Below are 13,680 nucleotides of genomic sequence, written 5' to 3' on the forward strand. Positions count from 1 at the left end.
CACCGGCGCGATGAAATCCCAGACAGTGGCCGTGGTCGACTACGGCAGCGGCAACCTGCGCTCGGTGTCGCAGGCGGTGGTGCACGCGGCCCAGGGCAGCGGTGTGGACGTGGTGGTCACGTCCGACGCCGCCACCGTCATGGCGGCCGGCCGGGTGGTGCTGCCCGGGCAGGGCCACATGGCCGATTGCATGCGCGAGCTCTCGGCCTCCGGCCTGCTCGACGCCGTGCTGCATGCCGCCGCCCACAAGCCGCTGTTCGGCGTGTGCGTGGGCATGCAGATGCTGCTGGACCGCAGCGAGGAAGGACCCACCGACGGCCTGGGCCTGATCCCGGGCGACGTGGTCCGTTTTCAGCTGGAAGGCCGGCTGCAGCCCGACGGCAGTCGCTTCAAGGTGCCGCAGATGGGGTGGAACCCGGTGTTCCACGCCCTGGCCGGCCGGTCGGTCCACCCCTTGTGGCAGGGCATCCCCGACGGCGCCCACTTCTATTTCGTGCACAGTTTCCATGCCCGACCGGCCCAGGCCATCCATGTGGCCGGTGAAACCGACTATGGCGGCCGTTTTGCATCGGCCATCGCACGGGATAACATTTTCGCCACCCAGTTCCACCCGGAAAAAAGCGCCGCCCAGGGCCTGGCGCTGTACCGCAACTTCCTCACCTGGCAACCCTGAGCGCCCGCGCTCCTGCCCATCATGCTGCTGATTCCTGCCATTGATCTGAAAGACGGCCAGTGTGTTCGCCTCAAACAGGGCGACATGGACCAATCGACGGTGTTCGGCGAAGACCCGGCGGCCATGGCCCGCAGCTGGGTCAATCGCGGTGCGCGTCGGGTGCATCTGGTCGACCTCAACGGCGCCTTCGCGGGCAAGCCCAAGAACGAGCAGGCCATCCGGGCCATCCTCAAGAGCATCGGGTCCGAGGTGGATGTGCAGCTCGGGGGCGGCATCCGCGATCTCGACACCATCGAGCGCTACCTGGACGCCGGCCTGCGCTACGTGATCATCGGCACCGCGGCGGTCAAGAACCCCGGCTTCCTGCAGGATGCCTGCACCGCCTTCGGCGGTCACATCATCGTGGGTCTGGACGCCAAGGACGGCAAGGTGGCCACCGACGGCTGGAGCAAGCTCACCGGCCACGAGGTGGTCGATCTGGCCAAGAAGTTCGAGGACTACGGGGTCGAGTCGATCATCTACACCGACATCGGCCGCGACGGCATGCTCTCCGGCATCAACATCGAGGCCACGGTCAAGCTGGCCCAGGCGCTCACCATACCGGTCATTGCCTCGGGCGGTCTGTCCAACATGGAAGACATCCGCCGGCTGTGCGCGGTGGAGGACGAGGGCATCGAGGGCGTGATCTGCGGCCGCTCCATCTACAGCGGCGACCTCGATTTCGAGGCTGCCCAGAGCCTGGCCGACGAGCTCAACGGATGACCGATGCTCGCTAAACGCATCATTCCCTGCCTCGACGTGACCGGCGGCCGGGTGGTCAAGGGCGTCAACTTCGTCGAGCTGCGCGATGCCGGTGATCCGGTCGAGATTGCGGCCCGCTACAACGAGCAGGGTGCCGACGAACTCACCTTTCTGGACATCACCGCCACCTCCGACGGGCGCGACCTGATCCTGCCCATCATCGAGGCGGTGGCCTCGCAGGTCTTCATTCCGCTGACCGTCGGTGGGGGCGTGCGCACGGTGGACGATGTGCGCCGTCTGCTCAACGCCGGCGCCGACAAGACCAGCTTCAATTCCGCCGCCATCGCCAATCCCCCGGTCATCCGGGAGGCGGCCGACAAGTACGGCTCCCAGTGCATCGTGGTGGCGATCGATGCCAAGCGCCGCCAGGGAGACGATCTGGCAGCCCGCGGCGAGGGCTGGGACGTGTACAGCCACGGCGGGCGCAGGAACACGGGGCTGGATGCCGTGGCCTGGGCCCGGCAGATGGCCGACTTCGGCGCCGGCGAGATCCTGCTGACCAGCATGGACCGCGACGGCACCAAGTCCGGTTTCGATCTGGCCCTGACCCGTGCCGTGGCCGATGCGGTGCCGGTGCCGGTGATCGCTTCCGGCGGCGTCGGCAACCTCGACCACCTGGCCGACGGCGTGCAGCAGGGCGGCGCCGACGCGGTGCTGGCCGCCAGCATCTTCCACTACGGCGAATACACCGTGGCGCAGGCCAAGGCCCGCATGGCCGAGCGTGGCATTCCGGTGAGGCTCTGATGGACTGGCTCGATACCGTCAGATGGGACAGCCAGGGCCTGGTCCCGGTCATTGCCCAGGAAGCCGCCACCGGCGACGTGCTCATGTTCGCCTGGATGAACCGCGAGGCCCTGGCCAAGACCGCCGAGCTGGGCCGTGCCGTGTACTTCAGCCGTTCGCGCGGCAAGCTCTGGTTCAAGGGCGAAGAGTCCGGGCATGTGCAGCAGGTGCACGACATCCGGCTGGACTGCGACAACGATGTGGTGCTGCTCAAGGTCACCCAGCTCGGCCACGAGCCCGGCATCGCCTGCCACACCGGCCGCCACAGCTGCTTCTTCCAGCGTTACGAGGCCGGTGCCTGGCACACGGTCGAACCGGTCCTCAAGGACCCGACCTCCATCTACAAGTGACGCCATGTCCCTGACCGACGATCTGCAGCGGCTGGCCGCCGTCATCGAATCCCGCAAGCCGGCCAATGGCGGCGACCCGGACAAGAGCTATGTGGCCCGCCTGCTGCACAAGGGCCCCGACGCTTTCCTCAAGAAGGTGGGCGAGGAAGCCACCGAGCTGGTCATGGCCGCCAAGGATGTCGATCACGGTGGCGACCGCACCAAGCTGGTCAACGAGACCGCCGACCTGTGGTTCCACTGCATGATCGCCCTGGCCCACCATGGCCTGGGCCCGGCCGATGTGGTGGCCGAGCTGGTGCGCCGCGAAGGGCTCAGCGGGCTGGAAGAAAAAGCCCTGCGCAAGGCCCAGGCGCGTGAAGCCGGCGAATGAACCCACCGACTTTCGGGAGCGCACCATGACCGAACAGGACACCGCAGCCTCCACCGACAACGAGCGTGCACAGTCGCTCAAGTCGGTCGGCTGGCTCAGTTACGTGCTTCACCTCATCGTGGCGGTCGGTGCCGTGGTGCCCGGTACCCAGCCCGGGGTGGCCCTGCTGATCGTGGCACTGATCATCGACCTGGTGAAGCGCGACGATGCCCAGGGCACCTGGCAGGCCAGCCATTTCAGCTGGCGGATCCGCACCGTCATCTGGGCCGCCCTGCTGTACCTGCTAACCGCCCCGTTGTGGCTGGCCTTCCTGATCCCGGGCATGCTGGCCTGGGCGGCCATCTCCATCTGGTTCCTCTACCGCATCATCAAGGGCATGGTGGCCATGAACGCCAGCCAGCCCCTTCCCACATGAGCACCCACGACCCGAACTGCATCTTCTGCAAGATCGTTGCCGGCCAGATCCCCAGCCGCAAGGTGTACGAGGACGAGGACATTCTGGCCTTTCACGACATCCAGCCCTGGGCGCCGGTACACTTCCTGCTGGTTCCCAAGCGGCATATCGCGTCCATGGCCCAGGTCGGGCCCGACGATGCTGCCCTCATGGGACGCCTGATGACGTTGATTCCCCGTCTGGCCGCCGAACAGGGTTGCAATCCGTACCCCGAAGGCGGTTTCCGCATCGTGTGCAACACGGGTGTCGAAGGCGGGCAGGAGGTGCATCACCTCCATGTCCATGTCATGGGCGGTCCCCGCCCCTGGTCGCGAGGCTGACGCGACCCGGGCACGGCCTCCTCACGCCAGCCGGGCCAAGTCCCTGGTGTCATCAGTCCCTCATTCCCCCGGGCGTAAAATCGCCCGCCATGCGCTTTGCGCCCTGAATTCATCATCTGGAGATCTCCATGGGTACGTTTTCCATCTGGCACTGGCTCATCGTTCTGCTGATTGTGGTCATGGTCTTCGGCACCAAGAAGCTGAAGAACCTGGGCTCCGACCTGGGTGGCGCGGTCAAGGGGTTCAAGGACGGCATGAAGGAGGGCGGTCAGCCTGCTGACGCGCCTGCCACCCAGCAGGTGACCCAGAACGCTGCCACTGAGAAGACCACCATCGACGTCGAGGCCAAGCAGAAGAGCTGATGACCGGCTCCGGGCCGAGGTCCGATGCCGGCAGGCATCGGGCCAGTCGCGCCGCTTCCCTGCTGCTCAACCGATTGGCGACACATGATTGATCTGGGCATTTCCAAGCTCGCCCTCATCGGGGCGGTGGCGCTGATCGTCATCGGCCCCGAAAAACTGCCGCGCGTGGCCCGCACCGTGGGTGCCCTGCTGGGCAAGGCCCAGCGGTACGTGGCCGACGTCAAGGCCGAGGTCAACCGGTCCATGGAGCTGGAAGAGCTTCGCAAGATGAAGGACTCGGTGGAAAACGCGGCCCGCGACGTGGAGAGCTCCGTGCAGTCCACGACACAGGATTTCGAGAAATCCTGGTCCGAAGCCACCGCAGGCCTGGAATCCAGCGAGCCGCTGTCCGAACCGTCGTCCTCGCTCCTCGATCCGTCCTACCCGGTCTACCGGCATCCGCGCAAGAACTGGCGCGTGAAGCAGAAGGCCATGCCGCAATGGTTCAAGGCCCGGGCCGGCGTGCGGACCCGCACCCAGTCCGGCGCTGCCCGAGTGGCCCGGTTCCGGCCGCGCTCCACCTCCGTTCCCCGCTGATGTCCGATTCCCCGAATTCCACCGACGAACTCGCCGGGACCGAACAGCCCTTCGTGCAGCACCTCATGGAGCTGCGCGACCGCCTGCTGTACGGCGTGATCGGTCTGGCCATCTGCATGGCGGCACTGGCCATCTGGCCGGGGCCGGGCGGGCTGATCGACCTGATCGCCATCCCGATCAAGGCCCACATGCCGCCCGATGCCAAGCTGATTGCGGTGGGTGTGTTCTCGCCCTTCTTCGTGCCGCTCAAGGTGCTGGCCATGGCGGCCTTGCTGGTGTCGCTGCCCTGGTGGATGTACCAGGTCTGGGCGTTTGTGGCACCTGGCCTGTACAGCCACGAAAAGCGGTTTGCCGTGCCGCTCATCATCCTAGGCAGCCTGCTGGCCTACATCGGCATCGCCTTCGTGCAGTTCTTCGTGCTGGACAAGATGTTCGGCTTCATCCAGAAGTTCACGCCCGCCAGTGTGGCCGCCACACCCGACATTGCGTCCTACGTGGAAGCCATCCTGTCCCTGTATCTGGCCTTCGGGCTGGCTTTCCAGGTGCCCATCGTGGTGATCCTGCTGGTCAAGATGGGCATGGTCTCCATCCAGAAGCTCAAGGACTTCCGGGGCTATTTCATCGTCATTGCGTTCATCATTGCGGCGGTCGTCACGCCACCGGACGTCATCTCGCAGCTGGCGCTCGCCGTGCCCATGTGCATCCTGTACGAGCTGGGCATCTGGGGAGCCCGCTGGTTTGTCAAGCAAAAGCCGGAAACGGACGACGCTGCCTGAATCAGCGGCGGGTCGGTGCGCGGGGCACGTTGCGCTGACCCGGCACCACGTCGATCTTCAACCCGGTTTCCCGGCGTTGCACATCCAGGGTGGCCTTCTCGCCCGGTTTGAGCGAGGCAACGGCTGCCAGCAGGTCGGGCACCGTCTTCACTTCCTTCCCGGCCACGGCCGTCACGACATCGCCCGGGCGCATGCCGGCCTGCGCTGCCGGACCGTTCTGCAGCACGCCGGTGATGATCACGCCCTGTCCGCTTCGCACGCCGAAACTCTCGGCCAGCTCCGGGCTGAGATCCTGCGGTTCCACCCCGATCCAGCCGCGGGTGACCTTGCCGTCCTTGACGATGGCCTCCATCACGGTGCGGGCGGTGGAGGTGGGAATGGCAAAACCGATGCCCATCGACCCCCCCGAGCGGGAATAGATGGCGGTGTTGATGCCCATCAGGTGACCGTTGGTGTCGACCAGGGCGCCGCCCGAGTTGCCGGGGTTGATGGCCGCGTCGGTCTGGATGAAGTTCTCGAAGGTGTTGATGCCCAGCTGGGTGCGCCCCAGCGCGCTCACGATGCCGCTGGTGACGGTCTGGCCCACGCCGAACGGGTTGCCGATGGCCAGCACCTGGTCGCCGATCTGCAGCTCGTCCGACTGGCCCAGCGTGATGACCGGCAGGTCGGTCAGGCCGATCTTGAGGATGGCGAGGTCGGTTTCCGGGTCGGTGCCGATCACCTGGGCCACGGTCTGGCGACCGTCGTTGAGGATGACCTGGATCTCGTCGGCTTCTTCGATGACGTGGTTGTTGGTCAGCACGTAGCCCGCCGGGCTCACGATCACGCCCGAGCCCAGGCCCGACTGGGGCTGCGACGGCGCCTGATCCCCGAAAAAGAAACGGAACCAGGGGTCGTTGGTGTGCGGATTCTCGGCCGGCGCCTTGCTGGTGTTGATGCTCACCACGGCCGGAGACGCCAGCTTCGCCGCTTCCCTGAAGCTGCCCGCTCCGCCACCCGACACGATGCCGGCGGGTGCCTCGAACACCGGAATCACCGACAGACCCCGCTGGCTCGATCGGCCCAGCCACTGGGGCTGAAGGGTCGCCACCACGAACAGAATGCCCACCAGGACGGTGACGGTTTGCGCGAACAGGAGCCAGAGTCGTTTCATGCCGGTATTCTCCCGTATCCCGTGCGGGCGCTGTCCGCCTCCTGATCCACGTCACCACCCGCCATGCCGATTTCCCGTGAACAGCTCACCCAGGCCTTCGACCAGCTGCTGGAGCCCGGTCGCTTCAAGGACTACGGCCCCAACGGACTGCAGGTCGAGGGCCGGCAGGACGTGCGCCGCATCGTCTCGGGCGTGACCGCCAGCAGGGCACTGATCGAGGCGGCCATCGAGGCGGGCGCCGATGCCATCTTCGTCCACCACGGGCTGTTCTGGCGCGGCCAGGACGGTCGCGTGACGGGCTGGATGAAGCAGCGCCTGGCGCTGCTGCTGGCCCACGACATCAACCTCTACGCCTACCACCTGCCTCTGGATGCCCATCCGGATCTGGGCAACAACGCGCAACTGGCCCGTGTGCTGGGCATCGACCCCGAGCCGGCGCCGGGAGGCCGGTTCGGCGACCAGCAGCTGGGCTTGATCGGTGTCCGCTGCGAAGCATCCGCGCAGGCGCTGGCCGACCACGTGGCGGCCGTCCTGGGCCGCCCGGTGACGCTGGTGGCCGAGCCCGACCGGCCGGTTCGCCGGGTGGCGCTGTGCACCGGCGGTGCACAGGGCTACTTCGAGGCGGCCATTGCGGCGGGTGCCGATGCCTTCATCACGGGCGAGATCTCGGAGCCCCAGGCGCATTACGCCCGCGAGTGCGGGGTGTCGTACCTGGCCTGCGGCCACCATGCGACCGAGCGTTACGGCGCGCCGGCGGTGGCAGATCATGTGGCACGGGCGCTGGGTCTGGAGCACCAATTCATCGACATCCCCAACCCCGCATGACGCCCACGAACCGCCCGCCGCTGCTGATCTCCATGGGCGACCCGGCCGGCATCGGGCCGGAGATCATTGCGCGGGCCTTGCTGGAGCGTCCGGGTCTGATCGATGACGTGGTGGTCTGCGGCGATGCAGGCGTGATGGAGCGGGCGCTGGTGCTGGTGGCGGCCAACCGGGCGCCGGCGGGCGCGCGCCCGGTGCTGGCGGTGGTCGGGACGATGACCGATGCGCCGTCTGCCCCGCCGGGCACGCTCAAGCTGTGGCAGGCCTGCCGGCCGGTCGGCCCTGTCGCGCCAGGACAGGTCGATGCCGCTGCCGGCCGGGCCGCCGCCGACTGCGTGGTCGCAGCGGCCGGTGAAGTGCTGGCCGGACGGGGCAGGGCCCTCGTCACCGCACCCCTGCACAAGGAAGCACTGGCGGCTGCGGGCATCGATCACCCCGGACACACCGAGCTGCTGCAGGCGCTGGCGGCGAACCACGCCGGCGTGCCGGTGGGTGCCATGCCGGTGCGCATGATGCTGAGCTGTCCGGACCTCAGCGTGGTGCTGGTCAGCATCCATGTGGCGCTGCAGGAGGCCATCCGCCTGCTCACCCCGCAGCGGCTGGAGGAAACCATCCGCATCGCGCATGCGCATTTCCTGCGCTCCGGCGTGGCGAATCCCCGGGTGGCGGTGGCCGGCCTCAACCCCCATGCCGGCGAGGGCGGGCTGTTCGGCCGGGAGGATGTGGACATCATCGCGCCCGTGGTGCAGCGCTTGCTGGCGGAAGGGATGGAGGTCAGCGGGCCGCATCCGCCCGACACGGTGTTCATGCGGGCCCGCCGGGGGGCTTTCGATGTGGTGGTGGCGCAATACCACGACCAGGGGCTGATCCCGGTCAAGCTGCTGGGGCTCGATGACGGCGTGAACACCACGTTGGGCCTGCCGCTGGTGCGCACCAGTCCCGACCACGGTACCGCCTTCGACATCGCCTGGACCGGGCAGGCCAGCGCGGCCAGCCTGCTGGCTGCCATCGACGCCGCCCGCCGGTTCACCGGCGGCGCCTGAGTGCCTGGCTTACTTGCGCAGGCTGTCGCGGATCTCGCGCAGCAGGGCGATGTCTTCCGGGGTGACCGGCTCGGCCGGCGGGGCCGCGGGGGCCTCGCGCTTGAGCCGGTTGATCTGCTTGACCATCATGAAGATGATGAAGGCCATGATGGTGAAGTTGATCGCCACGGTGATGAAGCTGCCGTAGGCAAACACCGGCACCCCGGCCGCCTTCATGGCCGCCAGCGTGCGGGCCGTGCCTTCGGGCACCTGGGCCAGCGGGATGAACAGGTTGCTGAAATCGAGCTTGCCGAAGATCGCGCCCACCAGCGGCATGATGACGTCCTCCACCATGGAGGTGACGATCTTGCCGAACGCCCCGCCGATGATGACGCCGACCGCCAGGTCGATCACGTTGCCCTTGACCGCAAATTCCTTGAATTCCTGCAGCATTCCCATGGTTTTTCCTCCTCGATGAAACCTCAAATGTACTGATTCATTCTGACCGGTCGGCCCGGCTGTCCGCTTCGGGGTGTTCCCTCTGGCGCTGTCGCCTCGGTACCTTACCAAGCCGCCCTGACAAGGCGGGGCGCCAGCGGGCGTCCAGTACAATGCCGGGTTGTCCCCAATGTCCCCGTCCGATCCCAGAAAGAATCCCATGAGTGAAGCTACTGCCAACAAAGGCTCCGGCACCGTGGATAGCAGCCGCCGTACCTGGCTGATCACCTCCTGCGCCATGGGTGGCGTGGGTGCGGCCGCCGTCGCTGTTCCCTTCGTGAGCACCTTCCAGCCGTCCGAGCGGGCCAAGGCCGCCGGCGCAGCGGTCGAGGTCGATGTGTCCGGCATCGCCCCGGGCGAGAAGATCGTGGTGGAGTGGCGGGGCAAGCCGGTGTGGATCATGCGCCGCACCCCCGAACAGCTGGCCTCGCTGGAGGCGGTCGAGCCCGAGCTGGCCGACCCCAACTCCGACCGTACGGCCGTGCCCACCCCGGAATACGCCAAGAACCGTCACCGCTCGATCAAGCCCGAGTTCCTGGTGACCGTGGGCATCTGCACCCACCTGGGCTGCTCGCCTGGCGACAAGCTCACCCCGGGTCCGCAGCCCTCGCTGCCGGACAACTGGAAGGGCGGTTTCCTGTGTGCCTGCCACGGCTCGACCTTCGACGTGGCCGGTCGCGTGTTCAAGAACAAGCCTGCTCCCGACAACCTGGAGGTGCCGCCGCACCACTTCGTGTCGGACACCGTGCTGCTTGTCGGTGAAGAGAAGACGGCCTGACCGGGCCACTGCCATCCTGCACAGTCTCCTGAATCCAGAGGCATCCCATGGCTCAATTCAAAGAAATTTCCCCTGACGCCCCGGTGGGCGAGAAGGCATTGAACTGGATCGACAACCGGTTCCCGCTGTCCAAGCTCTACAACGAGCACCTCGCCGAGTACTACGCGCCCAAGAACTTCAACTTCTGGTACTTCTTCGGGTCGCTGGCGCTGCTCGTGCTGGTGATCCAGATCGTCACCGGCATCTTCCTGGTGATGCACTACAAGCCGGATGCCAACCTGGCCTTCGCCTCCGTCGAGTACATCATGCGCGATGTGCCCTGGGGCTGGCTGATCCGCTACATGCACTCCACCGGTGCCTCCGCCTTCTTCGTGGTGGTGTACCTGCACATGTTCCGGGGCCTCATCTACGGCAGCTACCGCAAGCCGCGCGAGCTGGTCTGGGTGTTCGGCTGCGCGATCTTCCTGTGCCTGATGGCCGAAGCCTTCATGGGTTACCTGCTGCCCTGGGGCCAGATGTCCTACTGGGGCGCCCAGGTGATCGTGAACCTGTTTGCAGCCATCCCCTTCATCGGTCCTGATCTGGCCCTGCTGATCCGTGGCGACTTCGTGGTCGGTGACGCCACCCTGAACCGCTTCTTCAGCTTCCACGTGATCGCCGTGCCGCTGGTCCTGCTGGGCCTGGTGGTGGCGCACATCATCGCCCTGCACGAAGTGGGTTCCAACAACCCCGACGGCGTGGAGATCAAGGCCAACAAGGACGCCACCGGCAAGCCGGTCGACGGCATCCCGTTCCACCCCTACTACACCGTGCACGACATCCTGGGCGTGTCGGTGTTCCTGATGATCTTCTCGGCCGTGGTGTTCTTCGCCCCCGAGTTCGGCGGTTACTTCCTGGAATACAACAACTTCATTCCGGCCGACCCGCTCACCACCCCGCTGCACATTGCTCCGGTCTGGTACTTCACGCCGTTCTACTCCATGCTGCGCGCCATCACCGCCGAGATGATGTACGTGCTGGTGGCCTGCGTGGTGCTGGGTGCGGTGCTGGGTGTGCTCAAGGCCAAGATCGCCTCGGCCCTGAAGGGTGGCATCGTGGTGGGCGCCGTGGCCTTGAGCGCGGCCATGCTGTCGATCGATGCCAAGTTCTGGGGCGTCGTGGTGATGGGTGGTGCCGTGATCATCCTGTTCTTCCTGCCCTGGCTCGACAACAGCCCGGTCAAGTCGATCCGCTACCGTCCGAGCTGGAACAAGTGGCTGTACTTCGTGTTCGTGGTGAACTTCCTGATCCTGGGTTACCTGGGCGTGCTGCCGCCGTCGCCGATCGGCGAGCGCGTGTCGCAGGTGGGCACCCTGTTCTACTTCGGCTTCTTCCTGCTGATGCCGTGGTGGAGCCGTCTGGGCGAGTTCAAGCCGGTGCCCAGCCGTGTCACCTTCCAGCCCCACTGAACGCCCAGAGCCTTTCGGAGAGTCATTCCCATGAAAAAAATCATTCTGGGCCTCATGCTGTCGCTCGGACTGTCGGGTGCAGCGCTGGCTGCGGGCCCGTCCATCCCGTACGACCAGGCGCCCAAGCGCACCAACGACATGGCGGCCCTGCAGAACGGCGCCAAGCTGTTCGTCAACTACTGCCTGAACTGCCACTCGGCGGCCTTCATGCGCTACAACCGCCTGCGCGACATCGGCCTGAACGACAAGCAGATCGCGGAGAACCTGACCTTCACCACCGACAAGATCGGTGACACCATGAAGGCCAACATCAACCCGGCCGATGCCAAGGCCTGGTTCGGCAAGGTGCCCCCCGACCTCACCCTGGTGGCGCGCTCGCGTTCCAGCCGTGCCGGCCCGGGTTCGGATTACATCTACACCCTGCTGCGCACCTACTACCGTGACGAGACCAAGCCCACCGGCTGGAACAACAAGGCTTACCCGAACATCGGCATGCCCAACCCGTTGTGGCAGCTGCAGGGCGAGCAGGCCCCGGTCTACGAGAAGGTGATGAGCCACGGTCAGGAAGTCCAGGTCCTCAAGGGCTGGACGCAGACCAAGCCCGGCACCATGACCCCGGCCGAATACGACCAGGCGGTGGGTGACCTGGTGGCCTATCTGCAGTGGATGTCCGAGCCGGCGCAGAACAGCCGGGTCCGCATCGGCGTCTGGGTGATGATCTTCCTGGCCGCATTCACCGTGGTCGCCTGGCGCCTGAATGCCGTCTTCTGGAAAGACATCAAGTAATCACCCCGCTGACCTCCGACCCGCGCGAGCAGGGTGACGGAGGTCCTGACCACAGTGGTTTGCGGTGCCTGAAGGGCACGTCGGCAGGCCACTGTTTTTTGCTTTGAGGAGCCTCCCCCATGATGGTCTTGTATTCGGGTACCACCTGCCCCTATTCGCATCGCTGCCGTTTCGTCCTGTTTGAAAAGGGCATGGACTTCGAGATCCGCGATGTGGACCTCTACAACAAGCCCGAAGACATCAGCGTGATGAACCCGTACGGTCAGGTGCCCATCCTGGTCGAGCGCGACCTGATCCTGTACGAGTCGAACATCATCAACGAGTACATCGACGAACGTTTCCCTCATCCGCAGCTCATGCCCGGTGATCCGGTGGACCGCGCTCGCGTGCGCCTGTTCCTGCTCAACTTCGAGAAGGAACTGTTCACCCATGTGTCCACGCTCGAATCCCGCACCAGCAAGGGCAACGAGAAGGCCCTGGAGAAGGCCCGTGCCCACATCCGTGATCGGCTGACGCAGCTGGCCCCGGTGTTCATGAAGAACAAGTTCATGCTGGGCGACAACTTCTCCATGCTGGACGTGGCCATCGCTCCGCTGCTGTGGCGCCTGGACTTTTATGGCATCGAGCTGAGCAAGAACGCCGCCCCGCTGCTGAAGTACGCCGAACGCATCTTCTCGCGCCCTGCCTACATCGAGGCGCTGACCCCGTCCGAAAAGGTCATGCGCAAGTAAGCGGCCCCGCCATGAGCAGCGAAGCGCCCGTCTCGTCCACCCGGCCCTACCTGATCCGCGCGCTGCACGAATGGTGTGCGGACAACGGCTTTTCGCCGTACATCGCTGTCCAGGTGGACGCATCGGTCCAGGTGCCCATGGAGTTCGTCAAGAACGGCGAGATCGTTCTTGACGTGAGCATGGACGCCACCAGCGGCTTGCGCCTGGGCAACGACTACATCGAGTTCAAGGCCCGATTCGGCGGCGTCGCGCGGGAGATCATCATCCCGGTGTCCCACGTGATCGCCATCTACGCCCGTGAAAATGGCCAGGGCATGGCGTTCCCGGCCCCGCCCCCGGCACCGGTTCCGGCCGCAGTGTCGTCGGTGCCGTCGGTGCCGTCCGCCCCGGCAGAGGCGGCCGGGGTGGTGGCATCTTCCGCTCCGGCATCGGCCGACGCGCCGTCCGGACCGGATACGCCAGGGCCTGATCGGCCCGCAGGACGCCCTCAGCTCAAGCGAGTGAAGTGAGCCGTAAAATGGTCGGCTTTCGGTGGTTCCGGCCGCTTTAGCTCAGTTGGTAGAGCAATCGCCTTGTAAGCGATAGGTCGTCCGTTCGAGTCGGACAAGCGGCACCAGTCTTCACCGGACCGGGGACTGGACCTTGAGCCGAATCGTTCGGATCGGGGCGCCCTGTTCGGTCAGACGTTCCAGAAAGCGTGGCAGCAGCTGGCGCAGCTTGGTCGACGCAGCGGTGCTGCGGACCAGCAGGCACCAGTCGGTGTCCTCCAGCGGGCCGGCCACCACGTGCGGACGCAGGGCGGCGGGCATGAGCGGCCGGATCTGCTGAAGACACCAGTCGGACTGGCGGATCCGCTCCTGCAGGGCCGCCAGTGTCGGAGCGGCGCCAGCGGCCTCCTCGAGGCTGAAGACATGGGGCGAGCGGAAGGGCGATGGCATGGTCGTGGCGGGGAACCCGAGTGCGACCCGAGTGAAAGG

20 protein-coding genes and 1 tRNA gene are annotated in these 13,680 nt (G+C 66.1%); 18 read left to right on the forward strand and 3 right to left on the reverse strand.

Annotated elements, in window-relative coordinates; translation table 11 throughout:
- The first annotated feature begins 10 nt into the window (after nucleotides 1–10).
- The 10 genes from hisH (at nucleotide 11) to tatC (ending at nucleotide 5,465) form a co-directional block, all read left to right on the forward strand.
- Entirely contained in the window at nucleotides 11–673 is a 663-nt protein-coding gene (gene hisH, locus CAP38_RS14020; protein ID WP_086122050.1) for an imidazole glycerol phosphate synthase subunit HisH, read from the forward strand.
- 21 nt (nucleotides 674–694) lie between these two features.
- Nucleotides 695–1,435 (forward strand): 1-(5-phosphoribosyl)-5-[(5-phosphoribosylamino)methylideneamino]imidazole-4-carboxamide isomerase, encoded by a 741-nt coding sequence (hisA, locus tag CAP38_RS14025; RefSeq protein WP_086122051.1) that lies wholly within the window; start codon nucleotides 695–697, stop codon nucleotides 1,433–1,435.
- 3 nt (nucleotides 1,436–1,438) lie between these two features.
- Nucleotides 1,439–2,218 carry an imidazole glycerol phosphate synthase subunit HisF gene (gene hisF, locus CAP38_RS14030; protein ID WP_086122052.1) on the forward strand — a complete coding sequence of 260 codons (780 nt, stop codon included), beginning with the start codon at nucleotides 1,439–1,441 and terminating at the stop codon, nucleotides 2,216–2,218.
- Nucleotides 2,218–2,607: a phosphoribosyl-AMP cyclohydrolase gene (hisI, locus tag CAP38_RS14035; protein ID WP_086122053.1), complete on the forward strand. Its 390-nt coding sequence runs from the start codon at nucleotides 2,218–2,220 to the stop codon at nucleotides 2,605–2,607. Before hisF ends, hisI begins: the two co-directional genes overlap by 1 nt.
- Before the next feature lie 4 nt (nucleotides 2,608–2,611).
- Entirely contained in the window at nucleotides 2,612–2,977 is a 366-nt protein-coding gene (locus tag CAP38_RS14040; protein WP_086122054.1) for a phosphoribosyl-ATP diphosphatase, read from the forward strand.
- Between the two features lie 25 nt (nucleotides 2,978–3,002).
- Entirely contained in the window at nucleotides 3,003–3,392 is a 390-nt protein-coding gene (locus CAP38_RS14045) for a hypothetical protein (protein ID WP_086122055.1), read from the forward strand.
- On the forward strand, nucleotides 3,389–3,751 hold the full coding sequence (locus tag CAP38_RS14050) for a histidine triad nucleotide-binding protein (RefSeq protein WP_086122056.1): 363 nt from the start codon (nucleotides 3,389–3,391) through the stop codon (nucleotides 3,749–3,751). The genes CAP38_RS14045 and CAP38_RS14050 overlap by 4 nt, the downstream gene beginning before the upstream one ends.
- A 128-nt stretch (nucleotides 3,752–3,879) precedes the next feature.
- Nucleotides 3,880–4,113: a Sec-independent protein translocase subunit TatA gene (tatA, locus tag CAP38_RS14055; protein WP_086122057.1), complete on the forward strand. Its 234-nt coding sequence runs from the start codon at nucleotides 3,880–3,882 to the stop codon at nucleotides 4,111–4,113.
- A gap of 84 nt (nucleotides 4,114–4,197) precedes the next feature.
- Complete coding sequence (gene tatB / locus CAP38_RS14060; RefSeq protein WP_086122058.1) at nucleotides 4,198–4,689, forward strand: Sec-independent protein translocase protein TatB; 492 nt, start codon at nucleotides 4,198–4,200, stop codon at nucleotides 4,687–4,689.
- Nucleotides 4,689–5,465 (forward strand): twin-arginine translocase subunit TatC, encoded by a 777-nt coding sequence (gene tatC, locus CAP38_RS14065; protein WP_086122059.1) that lies wholly within the window; start codon nucleotides 4,689–4,691, stop codon nucleotides 5,463–5,465. The genes tatB and tatC overlap by 1 nt, the downstream gene beginning before the upstream one ends.
- Before the next feature lies 1 nt (nucleotide 5,466).
- Here the strand turns inward: tatC and CAP38_RS14070 are convergent, their stop codons facing one another.
- Nucleotides 5,467–6,618 (reverse strand): Do family serine endopeptidase, encoded by a 1,152-nt coding sequence (locus tag CAP38_RS14070; RefSeq protein WP_086122060.1) that lies wholly within the window; start codon nucleotides 6,616–6,618, stop codon nucleotides 5,467–5,469.
- Nucleotides 6,619–6,681: 63 nt separating this feature from the next.
- Between CAP38_RS14070 and CAP38_RS14075 the strand changes: the two genes are divergently transcribed.
- Both CAP38_RS14075 and pdxA read left to right on the forward strand, forming a co-directional pair.
- Nucleotides 6,682–7,443: a Nif3-like dinuclear metal center hexameric protein gene (locus CAP38_RS14075; protein WP_086122061.1), complete on the forward strand. Its 762-nt coding sequence runs from the start codon at nucleotides 6,682–6,684 to the stop codon at nucleotides 7,441–7,443.
- Nucleotides 7,440–8,483, forward strand: coding sequence for a 4-hydroxythreonine-4-phosphate dehydrogenase PdxA (gene pdxA, locus CAP38_RS14080; RefSeq protein ID WP_086122062.1), 1,044 nt, complete (start codon nucleotides 7,440–7,442; stop codon nucleotides 8,481–8,483). Before CAP38_RS14075 ends, pdxA begins: the two co-directional genes overlap by 4 nt.
- Nucleotides 8,484–8,492: 9 nt before the next feature.
- Here pdxA and mscL read toward each other — a convergent pair whose 3' ends face one another.
- Nucleotides 8,493–8,921 carry a large conductance mechanosensitive channel protein MscL gene (gene mscL, locus CAP38_RS14085; RefSeq protein WP_086122063.1) on the reverse strand — a complete coding sequence of 143 codons (429 nt, stop codon included), beginning with the start codon at nucleotides 8,919–8,921 and terminating at the stop codon, nucleotides 8,493–8,495.
- Nucleotides 8,922–9,120: 199 nt separating this feature from the next.
- On the opposite strand from mscL, the gene petA reads away from it, so the two are divergent.
- The 6 genes from petA (at nucleotide 9,121) to CAP38_RS14115 (ending at nucleotide 13,319) form a co-directional block, all read left to right on the forward strand.
- The gene (gene petA / locus CAP38_RS14090) at nucleotides 9,121–9,738 is read left to right on the forward strand and encodes a ubiquinol-cytochrome c reductase iron-sulfur subunit (RefSeq protein WP_086122064.1); all 618 of its coding nucleotides are present in this window, start codon (nucleotides 9,121–9,123) and stop codon (nucleotides 9,736–9,738) included.
- A gap of 47 nt (nucleotides 9,739–9,785) precedes the next feature.
- Nucleotides 9,786–11,186 (forward strand): cytochrome bc complex cytochrome b subunit, encoded by a 1,401-nt coding sequence (locus CAP38_RS14095; protein ID WP_086122065.1) that lies wholly within the window; start codon nucleotides 9,786–9,788, stop codon nucleotides 11,184–11,186.
- Nucleotides 11,187–11,216: 30 nt separating this feature from the next.
- Nucleotides 11,217–11,972 carry a cytochrome c1 gene (locus CAP38_RS14100; protein WP_086122066.1) on the forward strand — a complete coding sequence of 252 codons (756 nt, stop codon included), beginning with the start codon at nucleotides 11,217–11,219 and terminating at the stop codon, nucleotides 11,970–11,972.
- 119 nt (nucleotides 11,973–12,091) lie between these two features.
- A complete protein-coding gene (locus CAP38_RS14105; RefSeq protein ID WP_086122067.1) occupies nucleotides 12,092–12,703 on the forward strand; it encodes a glutathione S-transferase N-terminal domain-containing protein in 612 nt (203 codons plus the stop codon).
- A gap of 11 nt (nucleotides 12,704–12,714) precedes the next feature.
- The gene (locus CAP38_RS14110) at nucleotides 12,715–13,212 is read left to right on the forward strand and encodes a ClpXP protease specificity-enhancing factor (protein ID WP_086122068.1); all 498 of its coding nucleotides are present in this window, start codon (nucleotides 12,715–12,717) and stop codon (nucleotides 13,210–13,212) included.
- Between the two features lie 31 nt (nucleotides 13,213–13,243).
- A tRNA-Thr gene (locus CAP38_RS14115) sits at nucleotides 13,244–13,319 on the forward strand.
- A gap of 4 nt (nucleotides 13,320–13,323) precedes the next feature.
- On the opposite strand, the gene CAP38_RS14120 is transcribed toward CAP38_RS14115, so the two are convergent.
- Nucleotides 13,324–13,641: a DciA family protein gene (locus tag CAP38_RS14120; protein ID WP_179188559.1), complete on the reverse strand. Its 318-nt coding sequence runs from the start codon at nucleotides 13,639–13,641 to the stop codon at nucleotides 13,324–13,326.
- Between the last annotated feature and the right edge of the window lie 39 nt (nucleotides 13,642–13,680).

Origin of the sequence: Hydrogenophaga sp. IBVHS2, from assembly GCF_002127215.1 — a bacterium.
GTDB lineage: Bacteria > Pseudomonadota > Gammaproteobacteria > Burkholderiales > Burkholderiaceae_C > Hydrogenophaga.

Bases quoted from the DNA above. Each gene is read 5' to 3' on its own strand.
- CAP38_RS14045 (WP_086122055.1), top strand. From the start codon at position 3,003: ATGACCGAACAGGACACCGCAGCCTCCACCGACAACGAGCGTGCACAG.
- tatA (WP_086122057.1), top strand. From the start codon at position 3,880: ATGGGTACGTTTTCCATCTGGCACTGGCTCATCGTTCTGCTGATTGTG.
- CAP38_RS14095 (WP_086122065.1), top strand. From the start codon at position 9,786: ATGGCTCAATTCAAAGAAATTTCCCCTGACGCCCCGGTGGGCGAGAAG.
- hisI (WP_086122053.1), top strand. From the start codon at position 2,218: ATGGACTGGCTCGATACCGTCAGATGGGACAGCCAGGGCCTGGTCCCG.
- petA (WP_086122064.1), top strand. From the start codon at position 9,121: ATGAGTGAAGCTACTGCCAACAAAGGCTCCGGCACCGTGGATAGCAGC.
- hisA (WP_086122051.1), top strand. From the start codon at position 695: ATGCTGCTGATTCCTGCCATTGATCTGAAAGACGGCCAGTGTGTTCGC.
- CAP38_RS14100 (WP_086122066.1), top strand. From the start codon at position 11,217: ATGAAAAAAATCATTCTGGGCCTCATGCTGTCGCTCGGACTGTCGGGT.
- tatC (WP_086122059.1), top strand. From the start codon at position 4,689: ATGTCCGATTCCCCGAATTCCACCGACGAACTCGCCGGGACCGAACAG.
- CAP38_RS14070 (WP_086122060.1), bottom strand. From the start codon at position 6,618: ATGAAACGACTCTGGCTCCTGTTCGCGCAAACCGTCACCGTCCTGGTG.
- CAP38_RS14050 (WP_086122056.1), top strand. From the start codon at position 3,389: ATGAGCACCCACGACCCGAACTGCATCTTCTGCAAGATCGTTGCCGGC.
- mscL (WP_086122063.1), bottom strand. From the start codon at position 8,921: ATGGGAATGCTGCAGGAATTCAAGGAATTTGCGGTCAAGGGCAACGTG.
- CAP38_RS14040 (WP_086122054.1), top strand. From the start codon at position 2,612: ATGTCCCTGACCGACGATCTGCAGCGGCTGGCCGCCGTCATCGAATCC.
- CAP38_RS14105 (WP_086122067.1), top strand. From the start codon at position 12,092: ATGATGGTCTTGTATTCGGGTACCACCTGCCCCTATTCGCATCGCTGC.
- tatB (WP_086122058.1), top strand. From the start codon at position 4,198: ATGATTGATCTGGGCATTTCCAAGCTCGCCCTCATCGGGGCGGTGGCG.
- CAP38_RS14120 (WP_179188559.1), bottom strand. From the start codon at position 13,641: ATGCCATCGCCCTTCCGCTCGCCCCATGTCTTCAGCCTCGAGGAGGCC.
- hisH (WP_086122050.1), top strand. From the start codon at position 11: ATGAAATCCCAGACAGTGGCCGTGGTCGACTACGGCAGCGGCAACCTG.
- pdxA (WP_086122062.1), top strand. From the start codon at position 7,440: ATGACGCCCACGAACCGCCCGCCGCTGCTGATCTCCATGGGCGACCCG.
- CAP38_RS14110 (WP_086122068.1), top strand. From the start codon at position 12,715: ATGAGCAGCGAAGCGCCCGTCTCGTCCACCCGGCCCTACCTGATCCGC.
- hisF (WP_086122052.1), top strand. From the start codon at position 1,439: ATGCTCGCTAAACGCATCATTCCCTGCCTCGACGTGACCGGCGGCCGG.
- CAP38_RS14075 (WP_086122061.1), top strand. From the start codon at position 6,682: ATGCCGATTTCCCGTGAACAGCTCACCCAGGCCTTCGACCAGCTGCTG.